This window comes from Pseudomonas sp. 1L-E-NC-VB-C3 (assembly GCF_057291535.1).
Genome location: NZ_JBXAWD010000012.1, coordinates 1 through 20,930 on the forward strand (window position 1 = coordinate 1; position 20,930 = coordinate 20,930).

Genomic DNA, 20,930 nt, shown 5'->3' on the forward strand with positions numbered 1-20,930 from the left:
ACATCGACCTGAAAGATCGGGTCGATTGTGGATTCGCTAAAGCAACATCATTTCGGCGCATTTCCTGAGCACTCCCCAATCAGTTCCCTCTCCCACCGGGAGAGGGCTAGGGTGAGGGGCTCTTGACTTTGCTCTCTCCACCGGTCACCTCCCTCAAATTTTTGTTGCCCGCCACGCCCCGTTTCGGTTATCAATTTGTACATGATTAGACAGGTACGATTCGACAAGAAACAACGGGTGGTCGACGAGCTCGTCCGACGCATCGAAAGCGGCCTCATGGAGGACGGCTTTCTGTTGCCCGGCGAACATCAGTTGGCTCAAGAATTCCAGGTCAGCCGTGGCACCTTGCGTGAGGCGCTGGCCGAACTGAAGCGGCGTAATTACATCGCCACGCAGAGCGGTGTCGGCTCCATCGTCACTTTCGACGGTGTCGCGCTGGATCAGCGCAGCGGCTGGGCGCAGGCGCTGGCCGACAGCGGGGCGCTGATCAATACCGAAGTGTTGCGCCTCGAGGCGGTGACTCGCCCGGATCTGCTGGTGCGTTTCGGCACCGATCAATTCATCACCCTCGACCGTCGCCGGCGCGCCACCGACGGTACACTGGTGTCTCTCGAACGATCCTTGATGCCGGCCAACGGCGGCCTGGAAAGCCTGCCCCGCGTCGGCCTGATCGACAATTCCCTGACCATCACCCTGGCCGCCTACGGCTATATCGGCGAGCGCGGCGATCAGTGGATCGGCGCCGAGCCGCTGAATGCCGAAGACGCCGAGCTGCTCGGTCGCCCGGTCGGCACGGTGTTTCTCAAAGCCCTGCGCACCACCTACGACCGGCAGAACCGTTTCATGGAACAGGTCGAAAGCCTGCTCGACCCGGTGCACTTTCGTCTGCACCTGCAATTCGGAGAATCGAAATGACCGCGCTCAACCGTGCGCTTGGCGCTTTCTATGGTCTGGCTCTGGGTGACGCGCTGGGCATGCCGACGCAGTCGCTCGATCGTGAAACGATCAAGGCGCGCTTCGGCCAGATCACTGATTTGCAGGACGCAGGTCCCTTGCAACCGATCGCCGCGAACATGCCCAAAGGCTCGATCACCGATGACACCGAGCAGGCGATCCTGGTCGGCGAATTATTGGTCGAAGGTCACGGCCGTATCGAGCCGGCGGTCCTCGCCCAGCGCTTGATCGAATGGGAAGCCGAGATGCAGGCCAAAGGCTCGCAGGACTTGCTCGGCCCCTCGACCAAACGCGCCATTGAAATGATCCTCGCCGGGCATTCCCCGGAAGAAGCCGGACGCTACGGCACCACCAATGGCGCGGCGATGCGCATCACCCCGGTGGGGATCGCCGCGAATGTGGCCGACCCGCAGCGCTTCATCGCGGCGGTCGTGCAGGCTTGCCAGGTGACGCATAACACCACGCTGGGAATTTCCAGTGCAGCAGCGGTGGCGGCGGTGGTCTCTGCTGGCATCAATGACGTCGATCTCGGCGAGGCGCTGAACCTCGGCCAGCAGATAGCTCAGCAAGCCGAAGCCCACGGGCATTGGGTTGCTGGCGGGCGCATGGCCTCGCGCATCAGTTGGGCGCGCAGTATCAGCGTCGACAGTGACAAAGCACTGCTCGCCGATCTGCTCTACGACGTGATCGGTACATCGGTGGCGTCGCAGGAGTCGGTGGTGGTTTCATTCGCACTGGCGCAGCAAGTGGCCATCGGTGAAATGACGGCATTCGAGGCGTTGTGCATGGCCGCCAGTCTCGGCGGCGACACGGATACCATCGCGGCGATTCTCGGCGCCATGCTCGGGGCCTGCCTGGGGCTTGAGTGCTGGCCGGAGCCGATGATCGAGACGGTGAAAGTCGTTAATCAACTTGAGCTGGAACCTTTGGTACAGGGGCTGTTGGCCTTGCGCTGATTGGGCTGCCGTCTTCGCGAGCAGGCTCGCTCCCACAATTGGAATGCATTTCCTTGTGGGAGCGAGCCTGCTCGCGAAAGGGGCGGCGCATTTCTAAAGAATTCACACAGCAATGGATCGCACAGACAGGCCTCGGAAGGCCGGTTGTCTTGTCGTTTTGCATCATTGCCACAACCACAAAAAAGGCAAACAGGAGCATCTTCATGAGTTCATCAACCGCCGGGCAAAGCGTCGGGCAATTGGAAACCCGGGGCATCGAGCCGGTACCGGAAGCGGAGTGCAACGGTCATCCGCTGCAACTTTTCTGGGTCTGGTTCGCGGCCAATATTTCCATCCTCGGCCTGCCGCTGGGCGCCACGCTGGTGGCGTTTCGCGGGCTGGCGATCTGGCAGGCGATCATCGTCGCCATCCTCGGTGCCGCCGGTTCGTTTGCCGTGGTCGGGATTATTTCGATTGCCGGGCGGCGGGGCCGCGCGCCGAGTCTGACGCTGTCGCGGGCGATCTTCGGCGTACGCGGCAACATCGGTCCGACGCTGGTTTCGCTGATGTCGCGTCTGGGTTGGGAAACCGTCAACACCACCACTGCGGCGTTTGTCCTGCTGTCGCTGTGTTCGATCCTGTTCGGCTCGCCGGTCGAGGCGAAAAGTGCGCCGGTACTGACGCTGATCTTTATCGCCATCTTCGTCCTGCTGACCTTGTCAGTGTCCGGCCTCGGCCACGCGACTTTGCTGGTGATCCAGAAGTGGGCGACGTACGTGTTCGGTGCGCTGAACATTCTCGTCGGTGGTTTTCTCTGCGCGACCATCGACTGGAGCGCGGTGTTCAACGCCACGCCAGCACCGCTGAGCGCAATGATCATCGGCATCGGCACCATGGCCGCCGGCACCGGCATCGGCTGGGCCAACGCTGGCGCTGACATGTCGCGCTATCAGCATCGCAGCGTCAAGGCTGTGCGCCTGGTGGCGTCGGCGGCGTTCGGCGCAGGGATTCCGCTGGTGCTGCTGATCACCCTCGGCGGCTTGTTGTCGGTGGGCAACAATGATCTGGCGTCGGCGACTGACCCGATCGTGGCGATCCGGGACATGTTGCCGACGTGGATGGCCGTGCCGTACCTGATCACCGCGTTCGGTGGTCTGCTGCTGTCGAACAACCTGTCGGTGTACTCCGCCGGCCTGACCACGCTGACCTTGGGCCTCAAGGTCAAACGCGTCTACGCGGTGTTGGTCGACATCGTCGCGATCTTCGCCGGCTCGATCTACTTCATGCTGATCGCCGACAGTTTCTACGGCCCGTTCATTACCTTCATTTCCCTGCTGGCAGTGCCGATCACCGCATGGGTGGGGATTTTCGTCGTCGATCTGATTCACCGTCACTACTACAGCCCCAAAGACCTGCTCGACGTCAGCCCGAGCAGCGCCTACTGGTATCGCGGCGGCATCGAGTGGCGCGCGTTTGGCGCCTGGGCGATCGCTATCGTCCTTGGTTTCAGCTTCACCACCATCGGCACCACGGCAGAAAACGTCTGGTTCAAGGGCTTTCTGTCCGACTCCTGGCTGGGCCACAACGGCCTCGGCTGGATCGTGACCTTCGTCGTCGCCGGTGGCATTTACCTGATACTTGGCGGTGCGAAAGATCGCCGCGCCGCGCAACCCGAGAATGCTCATGCCTAAGATGCTGCACACCGGCCAGGTCATCATCGACCTGGTCATGGCCGTGGATAAACTGCCGCAAATTGGCGGCGACGTGCTGGCGCAGTCGGCAGGGTTCGAAGCCGGTGGCGGCTTCAACGTGATGGCCGCTGCGGTGCGTAACGGTCTGCCGGTGGTTTACCTCGGTCGCCATGGCACGGGGCGTTTCGGTGACCTGGCGCGCCAAGCGATGCAGGCGGAAGGTATCTGCATCGGCATCCGCGCACCGGCCGAGCGCGACACCGGTCTGTGCGTGGCGCTGACCGATGCGTCGGCTGAACGCAGTTTCATTTCCTACATCGGCGCTGAAGGCGAGGTGACCGAAGACGATTTGAACAGTGTGGCTGCCGAGCCCGGCGATTACGTTTATCTCAGCGGTTACAGTCTGCTGCACGAGGGCAAGGCGCAGGCGTTGCTCGACTGGACGCTGGCGCTGCCGGCGTCGGTCAATGTGGTGTTCGACCCGGGGCCGTTGGTGGAGTCACCTGACGCGCCGATGATGCAGACGTTGCTGCCGCGCATCGATGTGTGGACCAGCAACAGTGTCGAAGCGTTGCGTTTTACCGGAGCCGATGAGATTGGTATCGCGATGGATTGCCTCGCGGAACTGCTGCCGGAAAGTGTGCTGATGGTGGTGCGCGACGGGCCGCAGGGTTGCTGGATTCAACAGCGCGGCGAGCGCCGTCAGGTGCCGGGGTTTGCTGTCAATGCAGTGGACAGCAATGGCGCCGGTGATGCGCATGCCGGGGTGTTTGTGGCCGGATTGGCGCAGGGGCTGGATGCACTGGAAGCGGCGCGGCGGGCGAATGCTGCGGCGGCGCTGGCGGTGACGCGCTGGGGGCCGGCGACATCGCCGGGGGCGGGTGAGGTGGATGCGTTTATCCGCGAATCCTGCGGCGACTGATGCACCGCAATCGCTGGCAAGCCAGCTCCCACAGGGTCTTCGTGTGTAAGTGCAATAGTGCAACCACCCGAAAAATCTGTGGGAGCTGGCTTGCCAGCGATGAGGCCATCAGACTTAACCGGCCTTGCGCAACGCCTCAATCAACTCCTGTTTGCGCATCGACGAGCGTCCCGGAATATTCTTCGCTCGGGCTTCCTTCATCAGGCTATCGACAGTCTGCGTATCCTTCGAAGTCTCGCTATTGCGCGAATGGCCCTTGCGACTGGCCACCGCGCGGCGGGATGACTCTTTGCGCTCTTCCGACTTGGCACTTGCAGGCTTCTTGCGCCCTGAGCCGCCGGACTTTTCGCCACCGCCGGATTGCTTGTTCACCGTCGCCCAGGCACGCGCCTCAGCTTCATCTTTCGACACGCCCTTTTTCTCGTAGCTGTCTTCGATGTGCTCGGCTTTGCGCTTCTGTTCGCTGGTGTATTTGTCTTTGCTTCCACGAGGCATGGGATTTCTCCTTGCGTCAGGATGTGCTGCGTTACGCCGAAGGCTGCGAATCACTCGAGACGAATCACCCGTTCGAAGTCGAAGATCCGCAGCCCCAACCAGCGTCAGCTATCGAGTTTCTTCGCCGCTTCAACGCCGGCTGAACTGAGCTTGATCGGCAGGTTCAGCGAGTGCTCACCGGCTTCGCTGCAGGTCACATGACCATGGTGAATCAGCCCGCGATCCTGCAGGGCGGCGAGGGCGCTGGCCACGACTTTCTCGCCCCGGTAATTGTCCAGCACCTCCTTGCCCAAGCCGTTGGGATGCGCGTGCAGCAGGCGGGTGAGAACTTCTTTTTCCAGGTCTTTGTCGACGTTCATGGTTACCTCTTCATGGGAGTGAATAGGGCGCTCGCGTCGGCGAACTACTGACCGGCACCTTCGGAACCGGAGCCACCGGTGGTGGTTTTCGAGCCGACACCGGGGCCGGCATTGTCAGGCGGAGTGGCAGGAGAGTCAGGCGTGTTCATGCCACCCTGACGGCCCGGATCGCTGCCTTGTGTGCGCGGATCGGTGCCGGTGGCGGGTGGCTGATTGATCAGCGGCACGCCGGAACCATCGGTATTCATACCGGGAGCACTGTTGATGGCGGGCGCGCGTGGCGGGGTCGGATCGGTAGGGCCAGTGCCCGCTGCCGTGGACGAGGCGGCGAATACCGCAGGGCAAAGCAGGGCGCTGAAGACTAAAGCGGTCAACCTTGACGAGATCATAGGGCTTCTCCAGTGATTGGAATCCTTACACTGGGTTGGTCAGCCCTGATGACGGATTGGTGCCTGATGATCGACGAACGGTCTTCTCCGGGGTCGCGTGTCTGCTGTTCAGACGATGCCGATCTTTAGTGTTTCCATCGGTGCAAAACAGTTAACGGTCATAAGCATCCTTTCAGAACGTGCGCTATCAACTGTGGGAGCGAGCCTGCTCGCGAAGCAGTTGACTCGAGGCTGACTGGAAGGACGCATTCGCGAGCAGGCTCGCTCCCACAGGGGCAACGGCGTTCGCCCGATCGGGCAGGTCAGTATGTTTGCCATGTGACGAGCGCCGCTGCGCGCCTTAGTATGGCGCTTTAATTTGCAGACAAGGCCCGTCCATGACGATCGAAATCCGCCCGGCGACCCCCAGCGATGCGCCGCAAATCCTCGCCTTCATCACCGAACTGGCAGATTTCGAAAAGGTCCGTCACGAAGTCATCGCCAGCGTCGCCGACATCGAACGTAGCCTGTTCGGCGAAGGCGCGACCGCCCATGGCCTGATTTGCCTGCGCGACGGCTTGCCGATCGGCTTCGCGGTGTTCTTCTTCAGCTATTCAACGTGGCTGGGCAGCAACTGCCTGTACCTCGAAGACCTTTACATCACCCCCGAACAACGCGGTGGCGGCGCCGGCAAAACCCTGCTGCGCCACCTGGCGAAAATCGCCTGCGCCAACGACTGCGGCCGCTTCGAATGGAGCGTGCTGGAATGGAACACCCCAGCCATCGAATTCTACAAATCTCTCGGCGCACAACCGCAGGAGGAATGGGTGCGGTATCGCATGGATGGCAAGGTGTTGCGAGAGTTTGCCGAGGGCTGAGCACAATGATGGCAATCTACTGCTGATTCAGTTGTCGCCACCGCTCTGGTCCGGCATTCTGTGCGCCATTTTTGCGCGCTCACGGACGACACCTGCAATGCATCTGGCAAAATTTCTCCGCGCCTGTGGAGCCCTCGCTGCGTCAATGAGTGACCAGCTATGAGCGGACTGCAGGCGTCTATGCGTCTGTATGGTCTGGTGAAAACTACCGGCTCTTCCGACGACCCGAATCGACAGGCTGTCGAAATTCTCTGCATGGCCCAGCGCACCGGCGGCCTGGCTATTCGGGCTTTCGTGTCGCGGCTCGACGCCGAGTTGATGTCGCGCAGCGCCGGCCTCGGCGAATACCGTGTGGTAGCGCTGAGAACCTTTGATCCAACTGCGATTATCGACGCTCATCAAGGCTGGCTGATGCTGCACATCTGTTGCGGCTTCGTCGCTCTCGCCGGCCATTCTCTGTTGAAAAACGGTGCGTTGATCCCGATGGGCTGGCACGTCTACTCCGAAGTGGGGCGCTGGACCTCCAGGCATCATCTGGACCTTGGCGTGGAAATGGTCGAGTTGCTGCAATCGACTTTCGAGCGCAATCACCTGCGCAACTACAACGCCTGGCTCAACGAACTTGATGATGCAACGCCTGCCGAGTTGAGTTGGCAAGCCAACGAAGCCTGGCGTGCCATACAAACCGCGACATCACCTGAAAGCCGTGAGCATTGTCATGCTCTGTTCGACCCGGTCGATAATCGCTGGCGCTTTGCCGCGACCGACATCGACATCTATCAGCCATCCCCGGCACCCCTTAAGCAAGGAGCTTTGAATTGAGTGGTAAACCCGCAGCTCGCGTCACCGACCCAACCGCCTGCCCACTGCCAGGTCACGGCACCAACCCGATTGTCTCCGGCTCGCCGGACGTATTCTTCGACGGCCTCGCTGCTGCACGCATGACCGATAAATCAGCGTGTGGCAGCCCTATCACCGGAGCGGTCTCCGGCACTGTTTTCATTAACGGCCTGAATGCCGCGATGCTCGATAGCACTGGTGGGCATGGCAATGTCGTGATCGGTGGCTCGGGCACGGTGATCATCGGCCAAAGTGGGGGAGGGGCCGCATTTAGTGGGCTGTTGCCGATGCCGGTGCATTTCACTGACAGGTTGCAAGTGACGAATGAAGCGACTGGACAGCCAGTGCCTTATCACGCCTACACCATTCAACGAGGCGACGGAAGTGAGGAACACGGTGTTACTGATGCGAACGGATTCACTCATATGGTCAGTTCGCACGTGGCAGAAACCATCAAACTATTCGTGGAATGATTGCTTATGTCCGAAGTCAATGCACCTACTGAAGTACCTCATGCGAAAAGGGAAGTCAAAGCACATACACTTACATGCAAGACCGATCAGACCAATAAGCAGGTGGCCATATCTCTGCGGAATTTTGTGGTTTTTTTTATTGGTGGTGCTGGAGACCAGGAAAGTTATTACTTCAGTGGGCCAAATAATAATGTCGACGCGGTGCGCGAAATCTTTATCAGAGATGCCAAGGCGTTGAAATTTCCTGTGGGAAAATTTGAGTCGTGGCCTCTTGGCTATAATGATTTCATTACCGATAAAGACCTATCTGAAAAGGTACTGGCGAAGATCCCTGACTGCTCAACCGCTGTGTACATTGTGGGTCATAGTCTGGGAGGCTGGAATGGCGCCCACCTTTCAGCCACTCTCACGAGGAAGGGCTATACAGTGAGAATGTTACTGACCATCGATCCGGTTGGCGAAGGTGTAATGGTCTGGGGTATTTCCAATATCTACCGGTTGCCACCCAAGCCCAAGGCTCAGTACTGGGTTAATATTCGCGCTGCGCCGAAGATAACGAACGTATCAGATACGGTTGCTAGTTTTGGTGAACAATGGGAGGTTTCTACCGGGCCTAATGTAATGGGGCGCGTAGATGTGAATCATGCGGATGCAAATATTATGTATTTGCGGCCGTTGGATAACGGCAAGACTGCTCGTCAGATTTTTAACGAGTCGGTCTTGAGTTTTTTCAAGGAATGAACATCGTGTCTCGATTTTTTTTGATGGGTTTATTGGTCATATGTTCTGGATGTTCAATGAATCACGAAAAGCCGGCTGCGAAGCTGTTTTATTCCGGTGTTGATGAGTTGGAAGACACCGGAATCTATCAGGTTCACTTTCTCGCCGATGTGGAATTACTCGAGTTGTTCACATCACATATAAGCCAAGGGTTGGTATGTACTGTGGATGATGATGTGGACTTTTCTGTTGGGCACCAGATAAAACGCTCCGGTTTTGGCCTTGTTGAGCGCGATGAGAGTGGCGCTGCAAACGAGTACAAAGCCGACGTGATTTTCAGAGAGTCGACTGGCGAAAAGGGCGCGGAAATCTTTCCGGAGGGGCCGGTGCTCAATCGTTGGTTTACGAACAGACGTTTTATTTCCTGCGTGTTCCGCGTTCATACGACTCCTTACAAAACGTATTTTTCCCAAATCATGCGTGTGCCAACTGCCGACCTGGCGCGAGCTATCAACAGGGAGTGAATCCTTCATTCATCCAGGCTCCTTTTCTGGCGGGAGGGAGCCTGATCTCGATTGCTCCTCTGCCGCCTTTCAATGTCCGCTGAGCAGATGCATGCAGCGCTTTTCGCAGAGAATCCTTAATACCTTGGCTTTTTCTCCGTTGATCCTTACGGAGCACGATTTGTACCCGCGACAAGACAAGCTTGACACTTGCGCTATTCCCAAAATATGGGATTGATATTTATATATTGAGATTTTAGCCCGCCCGGGTTTATAGTCCGTCGCACTCACTGCCAAAAACAAAACAGGTGAAGCGATGCAGGCGCAATTGATCGCGCTCGATTGGGGGACGACCTCATTACGTGCTTACAAACTCGCGGCGGACGGTGTGGTGCTGGAGCAGCGTGCGCTGTCGTCCGGGATCATGCAGTTGCCCAAGACCCCGCGAATCATCCACGGCCGTGAATGCGCCGATGGTTTTGAACTGGCCTTTGACGAGGCCTGCGGTGACTGGCTCGATGCGCAGCCGGATCTGCCGGTGATCGCTTGCGGCATGGTCGGCAGTGCGCAGGGCTGGCGCGAAGCGCCTTACTGCGAAACGCCAGCCGACGTCGCCCATCTCGGAAATTCCCTACAAACCGTTGTCAGTCTGCGCGGTACGCCGGTGCATATCGTCCCGGGCGTGATCCAGCGTTCGCGTCTGCCGAATGTAATGCGCGGCGAAGAAACCCAAGTCCTCGGCGTGCTGCAAAGTCTGCCGGTCGAGGCGGGTAATGATCTGCTGATCGGCCTGCCTGGCAGCCACTCGAAGTGGGTGGAGGTGGTCGATGGCCGCATCACCCATTTCGACACGTTCATGACCGGCGAAGTGTTTGCCGTGCTCAGCGAGCACAGCATTCTCGGCCGTACCCAACAACCGAGCGCGACCTTCGATGCGCAGGCGTTCGATCGCGGCGTGCAAATCGCGCTGTCGACAGATGCCGAGCTCGGTGTGCTGTCGACCTTGTTCAGCGCCCGCACCCTCGGCCTGACCGGTGAACTGAGCCCGACTGCTCAGGCGGATTATCTGTCCGGTCTGATGATCGGCCATGAGCTGGCCGCGCTCGCCAATGTGCAGCGGCGCCGGCGCAATCAAGCGAATCTTCCAGCGATCGTGCTCATCGGCAATGCGCTTCTGTGCGCACGCTATCAACGCGCCCTCGACGCCTGCGGCTTTGCTCGGGTGACGCTGGCCGAGCAGGCGACCGAGCGTGGCCTGTGGCAACTGGCGCGCGCCGCCGGACTGATCGATTCCTCATCCCGTTAACCCTGACTGGAGGCCTGACATGCTCAAGCAAGCACTGGCACAAAACGGTCTGATCGCGATTCTGCGTGGCCTGCAACCGCAGGAAGCGGCGGCTGTCGGAGAAGTCCTGTATTCCGCCGGATTTCGCGTCATCGAAGTACCGCTCAATTCCCCATCGCCGTACGAAAGTATCCGCATCCTGCGTGATGCGCTGCCCGCCGATTGCCTGATCGGTGCTGGCACGGTGCTCAGCCCCGAGCAGGTCGAGCAGGTCAAAGCTGCTGGCGGCCAAGTGATCGTCATGCCGCACAGCGATGCCAAGGTGTTGCGCGCGGCGAAAGCGGCGGGGCTGTACCTGTCGCCGGGTGTGGCCACGCCGACCGAAGCCTTCGCCGCACTGGCTGAGGGCGCGGACATTCTCAAGCTGTTTCCGGCCGAGCAAATGAACCCGGCGGTCGTCAAGGCCTGGCTGGCGGTGTTGCCAGCCGGCACGGTGCTGGCGCCGGTCGGCGGGATCACACCGGACAACATGCAGGCCTTTATCGATGCCGGTGTGAAAGGTTTCGGCCTCGGTTCCGGTCTGTTCAAACCGGGCATGACGCCCGAGCAGGTGGCGGTCAATGCCAAGGCCTACGTGGCTGCCTGGAAAGCCCTGCGTTAAGACTTTTTGGCGCTGTGTGCGCTGCATCTAATAAAAGCTGCATTTACAAAAGAGAGCAGAGATGAAAATCACCAAACTCACGACCTTCATCGTTCCGCCGCGCTGGTGCTTCCTCAAGGTCGAAACCGACGAGGGCGTGACCGGTTGGGGCGAGCCTGTGGTCGAAGGGCGCGCGCATACCGTAGCTGCTGCGGTGGAAGAATTGTCCGACTACCTGATCGGCAAAGACCCACGCAATATCGAAGACATCTGGACCGTGCTCTATCGCGGTGGCTTCTACCGTGGCGGCGCGATCCACATGAGCGCGCTGGCCGGTATCGACCAAGCGCTGTGGGACATCAAGGGCAAGGCCCTCGGCGTGTCGGTCAGCGATCTGCTCGGTGGCCAGGTGCGCGACAAGATTCGTGTGTATTCGTGGATCGGCGGCGACCGTCCGGCGGACACCGCGCGTGCGGCGAAAGAAGCAGTGAGCCGTGGTTTCACTGCGGTAAAAATGAACGGCACCGAAGAACTGCAGTTCCTCGACACTTTCGAGAAAGTCGACCTCGCCTTGGCCAACGTTGCCGCCGTGCGTGATGCGGTGGGGCCGAACGTCGGTATCGGCGTCGATTTCCACGGCCGCGTGCACAAGCCGATGGCCAAGGTGCTGATGAAGGAGCTCGACCCGTACAAACTGATGTTCATCGAAGAACCGGTGCTCAGCGAAAACTACGAAGCATTGAAAGAACTGGCGCCGCTGACCAGCACGCCGATTGCCCTCGGCGAGCGTCTGTTCTCGCGCTGGGACTTTAAACGGGTGTTGAGCGAAGGCTACGTCGACATTATCCAGCCGGATGCCTCCCACGCTGGCGGCATCACCGAAACTCGCAAGATCGCCAACATGGCCGAAGCCTACGACGTCGCGCTGGCGCTGCATTGTCCGCTGGGACCGATCGCGCTGGCTGCCTGTTTGCAACTCGACGCGGCTTGTTACAACGCGTTTATCCAGGAGCAGAGCCTGGGCATCCATTACAACGAGAGCAACGACTTGCTCGACTATGTGAAGGATCCGCGCGTGTTCGACTACGACCAGGGCTTCGTGAAGATTCCGAACGGCCCGGGGCTGGGCATCGAGATCAACGAGGAATACGTGATCGAACGCGCCGCCGTCGGCCATCGCTGGCGCAACCCGATCTGGCGCCATGCCGATGGCAGCTTTGCCGAGTGGTGATCTCCTGATTCAGCACTGATCCCTGTGGGAGCGAGCCTGCTCGCGAATGCAATGTCACATCCGCCATCCATGTGACTGACCCGACGCTTTCGCGAGCAGGCTCGCTCCCACAGTTTGATCTCCAGGGAGAGGAGATCTGCGTCATGACCTCAACAAACATAAAAAGAGGCTCTCCTCATGCAAACGCATACCCTCTCCGGGCAGGCGTCTTTAGTCACGCCTAGCCGCAAGCGATTTTTCATCATGGTGTTGCTGTTCATCACCGTGGTCATCAACTACCTCGACCGCAGCAACCTGTCGATTGCCGCGCCGGCGCTGACCAGTGAGCTGGGCATCGATCCGGTTCACGTCGGTCTGATCTTCTCCGCCTTCGGCTGGACTTACGCTGCCATGCAGATCCCCGGCGGCTGGCTGGTCGATCGCGTGCCGCCGCGCATCCTTTACAGCGTCGCGCTGCTGCTGTGGTCGGTGGCCACGGTGATGCTCGGTTTCGTCAGCAGCTTCATCGCCCTGTTCGTGCTGCGCATGGCCGTCGGTGCGCTGGAGGCGCCCGCCTATCCGATCAACAGCCGCGTGGTCACCACCTGGTTTCCTGAGCGCGAGCGCGCCACGGCGATCGGTTTCTACACCTCCGGACAGTTTGTCGGCCTGGCCTTCCTGACCCCGGTGCTGGCGTGGCTGCAACATGCATTCGGCTGGCACATGGTGTTCGTCGCCACCGGTGCGGTGGGCATTCTGTGGGCGCTGATCTGGTACGCGGTGTATCGCGAGCCGCGCGATTTCAAAGGCACCAATCAGGCGGAGATCGACCTGATCCGCGAAGGCGGCGGGCTGGTCGATATCCAGGCCGAGGCGGCCAAGGTCAAGGCCAGATTCAGTTGGACCGATCTGGGCATCGTCCTCAGCAAGCGCAAGTTGTGGGGCATCTACCTCGGCCAGTTCTGCCTGAACTCGACGCTGTGGTTCTTCCTCACCTGGTTTCCGACCTATCTGGTGAAATATCGCGGCATGGACTTCATCAAGTCCGGTCTGCTCGCATCGCTGCCATTTCTTGCCGCGTTCGTCGGCGTGTTGTGCTCGGGATTCTTTTCCGACTTCCTGATCCGGCGCGGCTACACCGTGGGCTTCGCGCGCAAGTTGCCAATCATTGGCGGGCTGCTGATTTCGACTTCGATCATCGGCGCCAACTTTGTCGAGTCGACGCCGCTGGTGATTGCCTTCCTCGCCCTGGCATTTTTTGGCAACGGTCTGGCGTCGATCACCTGGTCACTGGTGTCGACGCTGGCACCGGCGCGGTTGCTCGGCCTGACCGGTGGCGTGTTCAACTTCATCGGCAATCTTTCGGCGATCGCTACGCCGATCGTGATCGGCTTCCTCGCCAGCGGTGATTCGTTCGCGCCGGCGATCACCTACATCGCCGTGCTCGCGCTGGTCGGTGCCTTGTCCTACGTGCTGCTGGTGGGCAAGGTCGAGCGTATCGAGTTGTAGTGCTCAGTCTCGGGCGACCATAATGCCGCCCGTTCCTTCGCTCAACGGTAAAAGGCTGGATATGCAGGAAGACGCCCCGGAAAAAACCAAGGACGCCGCGCCCACCGGCACCCAGACGCTGCTGCGCGGCCTCGGTGTGGTGCAGGCGGTGGCCAGTGGCGCGCGTGATCTCAAGGAGATTGCCCGGCTGATCGGCACCACGCGCAGCACTACCCATCGTCTGGCCAGCTGTCTGGTCGACGAGCGTTATCTGCGCGTGGTGCCGCAAATCGGTTATCTGCTCGGGCCGAAACTGATCGAACTGGGCTTTCAGGCCCGCGAAGAGTTGCCGCTGGTGACGTTGGCCGGGCCGTATCTGGATGAGTTGTCGGCGCTGACCGGCGATACCGTGCACCTCGGAATCCGCGAAGGCGACGAAGTGCTGTACCTGCTGAAGAATCCAGGGCGCAACGGCCCGGAAATGCGCTCACGGGTTGGCCATCGCATGCCGCTGGTACGCACCGGGATCGGCAAGGCCTTGATGCTCGATGATTCGCCGCAGGATTGGCGGCGGCTGTACGACATCAGCCTGCCGGCGGGTGGCAAAAGTCAGTTCTGGCCGCAGCATCCGCAGCAATCGTGGGAGCAGCTGGAGCAGCGCATGGGCGAATACGTTGCCGGTGGCTACGCGTTCGATCTGGAAGACAACGAACCGTCGATCCGCTGTGTGGCGGCGCCAATTCGTGATGCGAGCAAGGGCATCGTCGCGGCGATCAGTATCGCCAGCACCGTGCCGTACATGCCGCTGGAAAAAATGGCCGAGTTGATCCCCCTGCTCAAAGGGGTCACAACCCGGCTGTCGGCGGAGCTTGGTTTGAAGGTATAGCCCTAAGGTTTAGGCCTTCAGCGTCGCCATGTCGATGACGAAGCGGTACTTGACGTCACCGGCAATCATCCGCGCGTAGGCTTCGTTGATCTGGCGGATGTCGAGCATTTCGATGTCGCAGGTGATGTTGTGCTCGGCGCAGAAATCCAGCACTTCCTGGGTCTCGGCGATACCGCCGATCAAGGAACCGGCCAGCACGCGGCGGCTCATCACCAGTTTGCCGGCGTGGACGGGCGGGTTCACCGGCTCGATCAGGCCGACCAGAATGTGCACACCGTCGAAACGCAGGGTGTCGAGGTACGGGTTCAAATCGTGCTGCACCGGAATGGTGTCGAGCAGGAAGTCGAAGTAGCCGGCCGCGGCCTTCATCTGCTCGGCATCGGTGGAGACGATGACGTGATCGGCGCCCTGACGGCGACCTTCTTCAGCCTTGCTCGCCGAGCGGGTGAACAGCGTGACTTCCGCGCCCATCGCCTTGGCGAACTTGATGCCCATGTGGCCGAGGCCGCCCATGCCGAGAATCCCGACCTTGTCACCGGCCTTGACGCCGTAGTGCTTGAGCGGCGAGTAAGTGGTGATGCCGGCGCAGAGAATCGGTGCGGCGCTGGCCAGTGCGAGTTTCTCGGGGATGCGCACAACGAAGTGTTCGCTGACCACGATGCTGTCCGAATAACCGCCCATGGTGTTGCTGCCATCAACCCGATCCGGGGTGGCGTAGGTCATGGTCGGGCCTTCGAGGCAATATTGCTCGAGGTTCGCCTGACAGGCTTCGCAGCTGCGGCAGGAGTCGACCATGCAGCCTACGCCAACCAGATCGCCTACCTTGTGACGGGTGACATTCGCACCGACTGCGGTGACTTTTCCGACGATCTCATGGCCAGGCATCAGCGGATAAACGGCGATGCCCCATTCGTTGCGTGCCTGATGGATGTCGGAATGGCAGACGCCGCAGTAGAGAATTTCGATCGCCACGTCGTCGGCGCGCGGGCTGCGCCGTTCGAATTTCATCGGGGCGAGGGGCGTGGTGGCCGATTGGGCGGCATAGCCGATGGCGGTGTACATGGGTGACCTCGCAAAAACAGTGACAAGTGAGGCGGTGAATTCTGGCCGTCAGACGCGGGTGCTGCCATGACGATTTCTCCGGGTCTCATGCCTAATCCTCCGGCATGCGGGTTTCGGCGATCGCATTGGTCAGCGGATCTGCGATGATGTTTTCATCCACTTTTCCGTGAATTTTACGAAGACCTATTCGATGCAGTTGACCCGTCATCTTGATGCCAATGCCCGGCTGGTTTCGCTGATCGAACCGCTGGCGCTGCGCGATGGCTACAGCCAGACCGGCCTGCCCGGTGTGCAGATCCTGCGCGCCAGTTGCGACGTCGCCCGTGGCCCGCACATTTACGAGCCGAGCCTGATGATCATCGCCCAGGGCAGCAAACTGGCGTTCCTCGGCCCACGAACTATGGAATACGGCGCCGGGCATTACCTGATCCAGGCGCTGCCGGTGCCGTTCGAATGCGAAACCTTTGCCTTGCCCGATGCGCCATTGCTCGGTGTGTCGGTGGCGATTGATCGCGTCCTGCTCGGCGAATTGGTGCTGGCCATGGGGCTGGCGCCGGGTCGGCATATTCCGGCGCAGACGCCGGAGTCGATGACCTCGGTGGTGCTCGACGATGGCATGCGCGGTTGTGTCGAACGGCTGCTTAGCTGTCTGCACGATCCGCTGGAATGCCAGATTCTCGGCCCGGCGCGGGTCCGCGAGTTGTTGTTCGTTGCGTTGCGCGGGCCGCAGGCGGATGTATTGCGTGCGTTGGTCGAGCAACAAGGGCAATTCGCCCGGGTGGCGGCGTCGATCAGCCATCTGCATGCGCATTACACCGAGCCGCTGAATGTCGAGACCCTGGCTGGTTGCGCGAACATGAGCGTGTCGACGTTTCATGAGCATTTCAAGCGCAGCACACTGTTGTCGCCGGTGCAGTATCTCAAGCGTTTGCGCTTGTTGAAGGCGCAGACGCTGCTGGTGGCGGAGGGGCTGGGTGTCGCGCAGGTGGCGCATCGGGTGGGGTATCAGAGCACGTCGCAGTTCAGCCGCGAGTACAAGCGTTACTTCGAACGCAGTCCGGGGGATGAGCGCGCTGCCTGATCCGCCGATATTCCCTGTGGGAGCGAGCCTGCTCGCGAAGGCGCTGGATCAGTCGACATCATCTTCATATGACACACCGCTTTCGCAAGCAGGCTCGCTCCCACAGTTGTTTTGTGGTGTCAGGGGAATTTTGGGCAACAAAAAGGCCCCCATTTCGGGAGCCTTGTTGTTCAGCGTTTCGTCTTACATGTTCGGGTAAGTCGGGCCGCCGGCACCTTCCGGCGCGACCCAGGTGATGTTCTGCGCAGGGTCCTTGATGTCACAGGTCTTGCAGTGCACGCAGTTCTGGGCGTTGATCTGGAAGCGCTTCTCGCCATCTTCCTTGGTGATCACTTCGTATACGCCGGCCGGGCAGTAACGCTGCGCCGGTTCGTCGTACAACGGCAGGTTTTTGCTGATCGGGATGCTCGGATCGGTCAGCTTCAAGTGGCACGGCTGCTCTTCTTCGTGGTTGGTACCAGAGATGAACACCGAGCTGAGTTTGTCGAAACTCAGTTTGCCGTCGGGTTTCGGATAGTCGATCTTCTTGCAGTCGGCCGCGAGCTTGAGGCAGGCGTAATCCGGCTTGGTGTCGCGCAGGGTGAACGGCAGTTTGCCGCCGAAGATGTTCTGGTCCAGCCAGTTGAAACCACCGCCGATGATCGCGCCGTACTTGTGGATCGCCGGGCCGAAGTTACGGCTGGCGAACAGTTCTTCATGCAGCCAGCTGTTCTTGAATGCGTCGACGTAAGTGGTCAGTTCGACGGTGCAATCCTGCTCGGCAAACAGCGCATCGGCTACCGATTCCGCCGCGAGCATGCCGGACTTCATCGCGGTGTGGCTGCCTTTGATCTTGGCGAAGTTCAGGGTGCCGAGGTCGCAACCGATCAGCGCGCCGCCCTTGAAGACCATTTTCGGCAGCGAGTTCAGGCCACCCTTGGCGATGGCGCGGGCGCCATAGCTGACGCGCTTGCCGCCTTCCAGATATTGCTTGAGCACCGGGTGATGCTTGAGGCGCTGGAACTCATCGAACGGCGACAGGTAAGTGTTGCTGTAGGACAGGTCGACGATCAGACCGACCACCACCTGATTGTTTTCCAGGTGATAGAGGAACGAGCCGCCGGTGTTCTCGGTGCCCATGATGTCCAGCGGCCAGCCGGCGGTGTGCACCACCAGGCCTGGCTGATGCTTGGCCGGGTCGATTTCCCAGATTTCTTTCAGACCAATGCCGTAATGCTGCACGTCGGCATCGCTGTCGAGGTTGTAGCGCTTGATCAGTTGCTTGCCGATGTGGCCACGGCAGCCTTCGGCGAACAGCGTGTATTTGCCACGCAGTTCCATGCCAGGGGTGTACAGGCCTTCTTTCGGGTTGCCTTCACGGTCGACGCCCAGATCACCGGTGATGATCCCGCGCACTACGCCGTTTTCATCGATCAGCGCTTCCTGAGCGGCGAAGCCCGGGTAGATTTCCACACCCAGGTTCTCGGCCTGCTGAGCCAGCCAGCGGCACAGATTGCCCAGGGAAATGATGTAGTTGCCTTCGTTGTGCATGGTCTTGGGCACAAAGAAGTCAGGAATCTTCTGCGCACTGTCGGCGTTTTTCAGCACGAAAATGTCATCGCGCGTGACGGGCGTGTTCAGCGGCGCGCCGAGTTCTTTCCAGTCCGGGAACAGTTCGTTCAGGGCGCGGGGTTCGAACACCGCACCGGAGAGGATGTGTGCGCCGACTTCGGAGCCTTTTTCGACCACGCAGACGCTGATTTCCTTACCGGCGTCAGCGGCCTTCTGCTTCAAGCGGCAGGCGGCGGACAGACCAGCGGGGCCGGCACCGACGATGACGACGTCGAATTCCATGTATTCGCGTTCCACAGGCTATCTCCTACTCAAGGCTCAACAGTTTTTTTTCTAATATGGAGGTTTGATCTCGCATCCGTATTGCCTTTACGTTAACGTCAAAGGGAATATTGGCGAATCCACCTTTCTCTCTAGGCGGCGCATTATATCTACACCACTCCTAGCGTCCAATACAAACGTTTGTTTGAATCGCCTCCAGCCCTGATAAATCAAAGAAGCGCGGCTAATGACAGGGCATTTTGGCGTATTGACCAGAATGGGCGTTCCGGTCAAGATACGGGCGGTTTTGCGCTCGCCGTAGGCAGACTGGCGGTTTCAAGAGCACCTCTAAAGACAGGGCACAGGCAGTAGACGGTGATGCGCAGCGCAAGTCCGGCGCGCAGTTTACACAGCGTGAGAATGAATGACCCGACAGTCACCCCTGACGAACGGTCACCGCTCTTCGCGAAGTGAATCACCTCACATTCAAGCCGGCGTTTTTAGAGGTGCCCTTGTCGCCCGATGAGCATCATCCGCCAGGTTCGCCTAGGCGACTTTCTTTTCACCGGAGAGTAACGAGGAATCCATGAAGGTTCTTGTAGCTGTCAAACGCGTTGTGGATTACAACGTCAAGGTCCGCGTCAAGGCGGACAATTCCGGCGTCGACCTCGCCAACGTCAAGATGTCGATGAACCCGTTCTGCGAAATCGCCGTGGAAGAAGCCGTACGCCTGAAAGAGAAGGGCGTTGCGACTGAAATCGTCGTCGTCTCGATCGGCCCGACCACCGCTCAGGAGCAGCTGCGTACCGCACTGGCTCTGGGTGCCGACCGCGCCATCCTCGTCGAATCCGCTGAAGACCTGACCTCGCTGGCCGTGGCCAAGCTGCTCAAGGCCGTTGTCGACAAGGAACAGCCTCAGCTGGTGATCCTTGGCAAACAGGCGATCGACAGCGACAACAACCAGACCGGCCAGATGCTCGCGGCACTGAGCGGCTACGGTCAGGGCACCTTCGCTTCGAAAGTCGAAGTCTCCGGCGACAGCGTTGCCGTGACTCGCGAAATCGACGGCGGCGCGCAGACCGTTTCGCTGAAACTGCCGGCCATCGTCACCACCGACCTGCGTTTGAACGAGCCGCGCTATGCGTCCCTGCCAAACATCATGAAAGCCAAGAAGAAGCCTCTCGAAGTGCTGACTCCGGACGCTTTGGGCGTTTCCACCGCCTCCACCAACAAGACCCTGAAAGTCGAAGCGCCGGCTGCACGCAGCGCGGGCATCAAGGTCAAGTCGGTGGCTGAACTGGTTGAAAAACTCAAGAACGAAGCGAAGGTAATCTAAATGACTATCTTGGTTATTGCTGAACACGACAACAAAGTGCTGGCCCCGGCCACACTGAACACCGTGGCTGCTGCGGCAAAAATCGGCGGCGACATCCACGTTCTGGTAGCAGGTCAGGGCGCAGGCCCGGTGGCCGAAGCCGCAGCGAAAATCGCTGGCGTGAGCAAAGTCCTGAATGCTGACAACGCCGCTTACGCGCATCAGCTGCCGGAAAACGTTGCACCGCTGGTTGCAGAGCTGGGCGCTGGCTACAGCCACATCCTGGCTGCCGCGACCTCCAACGGCAAAAACATCCTGCCGCGCGTTGCTGCTGCGCTGGACGTTGACCAGATCTCCGAGATCATCTCGGTAGAAAGCGCTGACACTTTCAAGCGTCCGATCTACGCCGGTAACGCCATCGCCACCGTGCAATCGACCGCCGCGATCAAAGTGATCACCGTGCGTGCCACCGGTTTCGATCCGGTTGCTGCTGAAGGTGGTTCGGCTGCCGTTGAAGCCGTTGGCGCTGCGCACGACGCCGGTACCTCGAGCTTCGTCAGCGAAGAGCTGGCCAAGTCCGATCGTCCTGAGCTGACCGCTGCCAAGATCGTCGTCTCTGGCGGCCGCGGCATGCAGAACGGTGACAACTTCAAACACCTGTACGCGCTGGCCGACAAGCTCGGCGCTGCTGTTGGCGCTTCGCGCGCTGCGGTCGACGCAGGTTTCGTACCGAACGACATGCAGGTCGGTCAGACCGGCAAGATCGTTGCGCCACAGCTGTACATTGCCGTCGGTATCTCCGGCGCGATCCAGCATCTGGCCGGTATGAAAGACTCCAAAGTGATCGTTGCGATCAACAAGGACGAAGAAGCGCCGATCTTCCAGGTGGCCGATTACGGCCTCGTGGCGGATCTGTTCGAAGCAGTACCTGAGCTGGAGAAGCTGGTCTAATCCGGCGGCTTCACTTATAAAGAGCCCGGCCTGTTGGTCGGGCTTTTTTTTTGTCTTGGATT

At 59.9% G+C, this 20,930-nt stretch carries 22 protein-coding genes; 17 read left to right on the forward strand and 5 right to left on the reverse strand.

Going from position 1 to position 20,930, the window contains the following annotated elements:
- The first annotated feature begins 201 nt into the window (after nucleotides 1–201).
- The 4 genes from AC0Z5Z_RS19685 (at nucleotide 202) to AC0Z5Z_RS19700 (ending at nucleotide 4,502) form a co-directional block, all read left to right on the forward strand.
- Nucleotides 202–915, forward strand: a complete 714-nt coding sequence (locus AC0Z5Z_RS19685; RefSeq protein WP_016770970.1) for a GntR family transcriptional regulator — start codon at nucleotides 202–204, stop codon at nucleotides 913–915.
- Entirely contained in the window at nucleotides 912–1,910 is a 999-nt protein-coding gene (locus AC0Z5Z_RS19690) for an ADP-ribosylglycohydrolase family protein (RefSeq protein WP_431078155.1), read from the forward strand. Before AC0Z5Z_RS19685 ends, AC0Z5Z_RS19690 begins: the two co-directional genes overlap by 4 nt.
- A 203-nt stretch (nucleotides 1,911–2,113) precedes the next feature.
- Nucleotides 2,114–3,580 carry a purine-cytosine permease family protein gene (locus AC0Z5Z_RS19695; protein ID WP_485611554.1) on the forward strand — a complete coding sequence of 489 codons (1,467 nt, stop codon included), beginning with the start codon at nucleotides 2,114–2,116 and terminating at the stop codon, nucleotides 3,578–3,580.
- Entirely contained in the window at nucleotides 3,573–4,502 is a 930-nt protein-coding gene (locus AC0Z5Z_RS19700; RefSeq protein WP_150742569.1) for a PfkB family carbohydrate kinase, read from the forward strand. The genes AC0Z5Z_RS19695 and AC0Z5Z_RS19700 overlap by 8 nt, the downstream gene beginning before the upstream one ends.
- Before the next feature lie 114 nt (nucleotides 4,503–4,616).
- Here AC0Z5Z_RS19700 and AC0Z5Z_RS19705 read toward each other — a convergent pair whose 3' ends face one another.
- From AC0Z5Z_RS19705 to AC0Z5Z_RS19715, 3 genes are all read right to left on the reverse strand, one after another.
- Nucleotides 4,617–4,997 (reverse strand): Rho termination factor N-terminal domain-containing protein, encoded by a 381-nt coding sequence (locus tag AC0Z5Z_RS19705; RefSeq protein ID WP_217851772.1) that lies wholly within the window; start codon nucleotides 4,995–4,997, stop codon nucleotides 4,617–4,619.
- A 104-nt stretch (nucleotides 4,998–5,101) separates the two neighbouring features.
- Nucleotides 5,102–5,356, reverse strand: a complete 255-nt coding sequence (locus AC0Z5Z_RS19710) for a hypothetical protein (RefSeq protein WP_041479421.1) — start codon at nucleotides 5,354–5,356, stop codon at nucleotides 5,102–5,104.
- Nucleotides 5,357–5,400: 44 nt separating this feature from the next.
- Nucleotides 5,401–5,745, reverse strand: coding sequence for a hypothetical protein (locus AC0Z5Z_RS19715; RefSeq protein WP_041479419.1), 345 nt, complete (start codon nucleotides 5,743–5,745; stop codon nucleotides 5,401–5,403).
- 377 nt (nucleotides 5,746–6,122) lie between these two features.
- Here AC0Z5Z_RS19715 and AC0Z5Z_RS19720 point away from each other — a divergent pair, with 377 nt between their 5' ends.
- The 10 genes from AC0Z5Z_RS19720 to AC0Z5Z_RS19765 all read left to right on the forward strand — a co-directional run bounded on the left by AC0Z5Z_RS19720 (nucleotide 6,123) and on the right by AC0Z5Z_RS19765 (nucleotide 14,647).
- Complete coding sequence (locus AC0Z5Z_RS19720) at nucleotides 6,123–6,602, forward strand: GNAT family N-acetyltransferase (protein WP_485611555.1); 480 nt, start codon at nucleotides 6,123–6,125, stop codon at nucleotides 6,600–6,602.
- 159 nt (nucleotides 6,603–6,761) lie between these two features.
- Complete coding sequence (locus AC0Z5Z_RS19725; RefSeq protein WP_252868079.1) at nucleotides 6,762–7,424, forward strand: hypothetical protein; 663 nt, start codon at nucleotides 6,762–6,764, stop codon at nucleotides 7,422–7,424.
- Nucleotides 7,421–7,915: a PAAR domain-containing protein gene (locus AC0Z5Z_RS19730; RefSeq protein WP_041479413.1), complete on the forward strand. Its 495-nt coding sequence runs from the start codon at nucleotides 7,421–7,423 to the stop codon at nucleotides 7,913–7,915. The genes AC0Z5Z_RS19725 and AC0Z5Z_RS19730 overlap by 4 nt, the downstream gene beginning before the upstream one ends.
- Nucleotides 7,916–7,921: 6 nt before the next feature.
- Nucleotides 7,922–8,656 carry an alpha/beta hydrolase gene (locus tag AC0Z5Z_RS19735; RefSeq protein WP_485611556.1) on the forward strand — a complete coding sequence of 245 codons (735 nt, stop codon included), beginning with the start codon at nucleotides 7,922–7,924 and terminating at the stop codon, nucleotides 8,654–8,656.
- A gap of 56 nt (nucleotides 8,657–8,712) precedes the next feature.
- Nucleotides 8,713–9,159 (forward strand): hypothetical protein, encoded by a 447-nt coding sequence (locus AC0Z5Z_RS19740; protein WP_236168413.1) that lies wholly within the window; start codon nucleotides 8,713–8,715, stop codon nucleotides 9,157–9,159.
- A gap of 295 nt (nucleotides 9,160–9,454) precedes the next feature.
- Nucleotides 9,455–10,444 carry a 2-dehydro-3-deoxygalactonokinase gene (locus AC0Z5Z_RS19745; RefSeq protein ID WP_041479409.1) on the forward strand — a complete coding sequence of 330 codons (990 nt, stop codon included), beginning with the start codon at nucleotides 9,455–9,457 and terminating at the stop codon, nucleotides 10,442–10,444.
- A 19-nt stretch (nucleotides 10,445–10,463) separates the two neighbouring features.
- Nucleotides 10,464–11,084: a 2-dehydro-3-deoxy-6-phosphogalactonate aldolase gene (locus tag AC0Z5Z_RS19750; protein WP_071173195.1), complete on the forward strand. Its 621-nt coding sequence runs from the start codon at nucleotides 10,464–10,466 to the stop codon at nucleotides 11,082–11,084.
- A 61-nt stretch (nucleotides 11,085–11,145) separates the two neighbouring features.
- On the forward strand, nucleotides 11,146–12,294 hold the full coding sequence (gene dgoD / locus AC0Z5Z_RS19755; RefSeq protein WP_016770960.1) for a galactonate dehydratase: 1,149 nt from the start codon (nucleotides 11,146–11,148) through the stop codon (nucleotides 12,292–12,294).
- A 177-nt stretch (nucleotides 12,295–12,471) separates the two neighbouring features.
- A complete protein-coding gene (locus AC0Z5Z_RS19760) occupies nucleotides 12,472–13,782 on the forward strand; it encodes an MFS transporter (protein WP_130888462.1) in 1,311 nt (436 codons plus the stop codon).
- A gap of 61 nt (nucleotides 13,783–13,843) precedes the next feature.
- Complete coding sequence (locus AC0Z5Z_RS19765) at nucleotides 13,844–14,647, forward strand: IclR family transcriptional regulator (RefSeq protein WP_016770958.1); 804 nt, start codon at nucleotides 13,844–13,846, stop codon at nucleotides 14,645–14,647.
- Nucleotides 14,648–14,656: 9 nt separating this feature from the next.
- Here AC0Z5Z_RS19765 and AC0Z5Z_RS19770 read toward each other — a convergent pair whose 3' ends face one another.
- Nucleotides 14,657–15,709 carry an NAD(P)-dependent alcohol dehydrogenase gene (locus AC0Z5Z_RS19770; protein ID WP_016770957.1) on the reverse strand — a complete coding sequence of 351 codons (1,053 nt, stop codon included), beginning with the start codon at nucleotides 15,707–15,709 and terminating at the stop codon, nucleotides 14,657–14,659.
- A gap of 190 nt (nucleotides 15,710–15,899) precedes the next feature.
- Here AC0Z5Z_RS19770 and AC0Z5Z_RS19775 point away from each other — a divergent pair, with 190 nt between their 5' ends.
- A complete protein-coding gene (locus tag AC0Z5Z_RS19775) occupies nucleotides 15,900–16,790 on the forward strand; it encodes an AraC family transcriptional regulator (RefSeq protein ID WP_016770956.1) in 891 nt (296 codons plus the stop codon).
- A gap of 183 nt (nucleotides 16,791–16,973) precedes the next feature.
- On the opposite strand, the gene AC0Z5Z_RS19780 is transcribed toward AC0Z5Z_RS19775, so the two are convergent.
- Nucleotides 16,974–18,638 (reverse strand): electron transfer flavoprotein-ubiquinone oxidoreductase, encoded by a 1,665-nt coding sequence (locus tag AC0Z5Z_RS19780; protein ID WP_016770955.1) that lies wholly within the window; start codon nucleotides 18,636–18,638, stop codon nucleotides 16,974–16,976.
- 550 nt (nucleotides 18,639–19,188) lie between these two features.
- Between AC0Z5Z_RS19780 and AC0Z5Z_RS19785 the strand changes: the two genes are divergently transcribed.
- Nucleotides 19,189–19,938 carry an electron transfer flavoprotein subunit beta/FixA family protein gene (locus AC0Z5Z_RS19785; RefSeq protein ID WP_007908338.1) on the forward strand — a complete coding sequence of 250 codons (750 nt, stop codon included), beginning with the start codon at nucleotides 19,189–19,191 and terminating at the stop codon, nucleotides 19,936–19,938.
- Nucleotides 19,939–20,868, forward strand: a complete 930-nt coding sequence (locus AC0Z5Z_RS19790) for an electron transfer flavoprotein subunit alpha/FixB family protein (RefSeq protein ID WP_016770954.1) — start codon at nucleotides 19,939–19,941, stop codon at nucleotides 20,866–20,868.
- The last annotated feature ends 62 nt before the right edge of the window (nucleotides 20,869–20,930 follow it).

Coding starts and splice junctions, on each gene's coding strand:
- AC0Z5Z_RS19685 (WP_016770970.1), top strand. CDS start 202: ATGATTAGACAGGTACGATTCGACAAGAAACAACGGGTGGTCGACGAG.
- AC0Z5Z_RS19690 (WP_431078155.1), top strand. CDS start 912: ATGACCGCGCTCAACCGTGCGCTTGGCGCTTTCTATGGTCTGGCTCTG.
- AC0Z5Z_RS19695 (WP_485611554.1), top strand. CDS start 2,114: ATGAGTTCATCAACCGCCGGGCAAAGCGTCGGGCAATTGGAAACCCGG.
- AC0Z5Z_RS19700 (WP_150742569.1), top strand. CDS start 3,573: ATGCCTAAGATGCTGCACACCGGCCAGGTCATCATCGACCTGGTCATG.
- AC0Z5Z_RS19705 (WP_217851772.1), bottom strand. CDS start 4,997: ATGCCTCGTGGAAGCAAAGACAAATACACCAGCGAACAGAAGCGCAAA.
- AC0Z5Z_RS19710 (WP_041479421.1), bottom strand. CDS start 5,356: ATGAACGTCGACAAAGACCTGGAAAAAGAAGTTCTCACCCGCCTGCTG.
- AC0Z5Z_RS19715 (WP_041479419.1), bottom strand. CDS start 5,745: ATGATCTCGTCAAGGTTGACCGCTTTAGTCTTCAGCGCCCTGCTTTGC.
- AC0Z5Z_RS19720 (WP_485611555.1), top strand. CDS start 6,123: ATGACGATCGAAATCCGCCCGGCGACCCCCAGCGATGCGCCGCAAATC.
- AC0Z5Z_RS19725 (WP_252868079.1), top strand. CDS start 6,762: ATGAGCGGACTGCAGGCGTCTATGCGTCTGTATGGTCTGGTGAAAACT.
- AC0Z5Z_RS19735 (WP_485611556.1), top strand. CDS start 7,922: ATGTCCGAAGTCAATGCACCTACTGAAGTACCTCATGCGAAAAGGGAA.
- AC0Z5Z_RS19740 (WP_236168413.1), top strand. CDS start 8,713: ATGAATCACGAAAAGCCGGCTGCGAAGCTGTTTTATTCCGGTGTTGAT.
- AC0Z5Z_RS19745 (WP_041479409.1), top strand. CDS start 9,455: ATGCAGGCGCAATTGATCGCGCTCGATTGGGGGACGACCTCATTACGT.
- AC0Z5Z_RS19750 (WP_071173195.1), top strand. CDS start 10,464: ATGCTCAAGCAAGCACTGGCACAAAACGGTCTGATCGCGATTCTGCGT.
- dgoD (WP_016770960.1), top strand. CDS start 11,146: ATGAAAATCACCAAACTCACGACCTTCATCGTTCCGCCGCGCTGGTGC.
- AC0Z5Z_RS19760 (WP_130888462.1), top strand. CDS start 12,472: ATGCAAACGCATACCCTCTCCGGGCAGGCGTCTTTAGTCACGCCTAGC.
- AC0Z5Z_RS19765 (WP_016770958.1), top strand. CDS start 13,844: ATGCAGGAAGACGCCCCGGAAAAAACCAAGGACGCCGCGCCCACCGGC.
- AC0Z5Z_RS19770 (WP_016770957.1), bottom strand. CDS start 15,709: ATGTACACCGCCATCGGCTATGCCGCCCAATCGGCCACCACGCCCCTC.
- AC0Z5Z_RS19775 (WP_016770956.1), top strand. CDS start 15,900: ATGCAGTTGACCCGTCATCTTGATGCCAATGCCCGGCTGGTTTCGCTG.
- AC0Z5Z_RS19785 (WP_007908338.1), top strand. CDS start 19,189: ATGAAGGTTCTTGTAGCTGTCAAACGCGTTGTGGATTACAACGTCAAG.
- AC0Z5Z_RS19790 (WP_016770954.1), top strand. CDS start 19,939: ATGACTATCTTGGTTATTGCTGAACACGACAACAAAGTGCTGGCCCCG.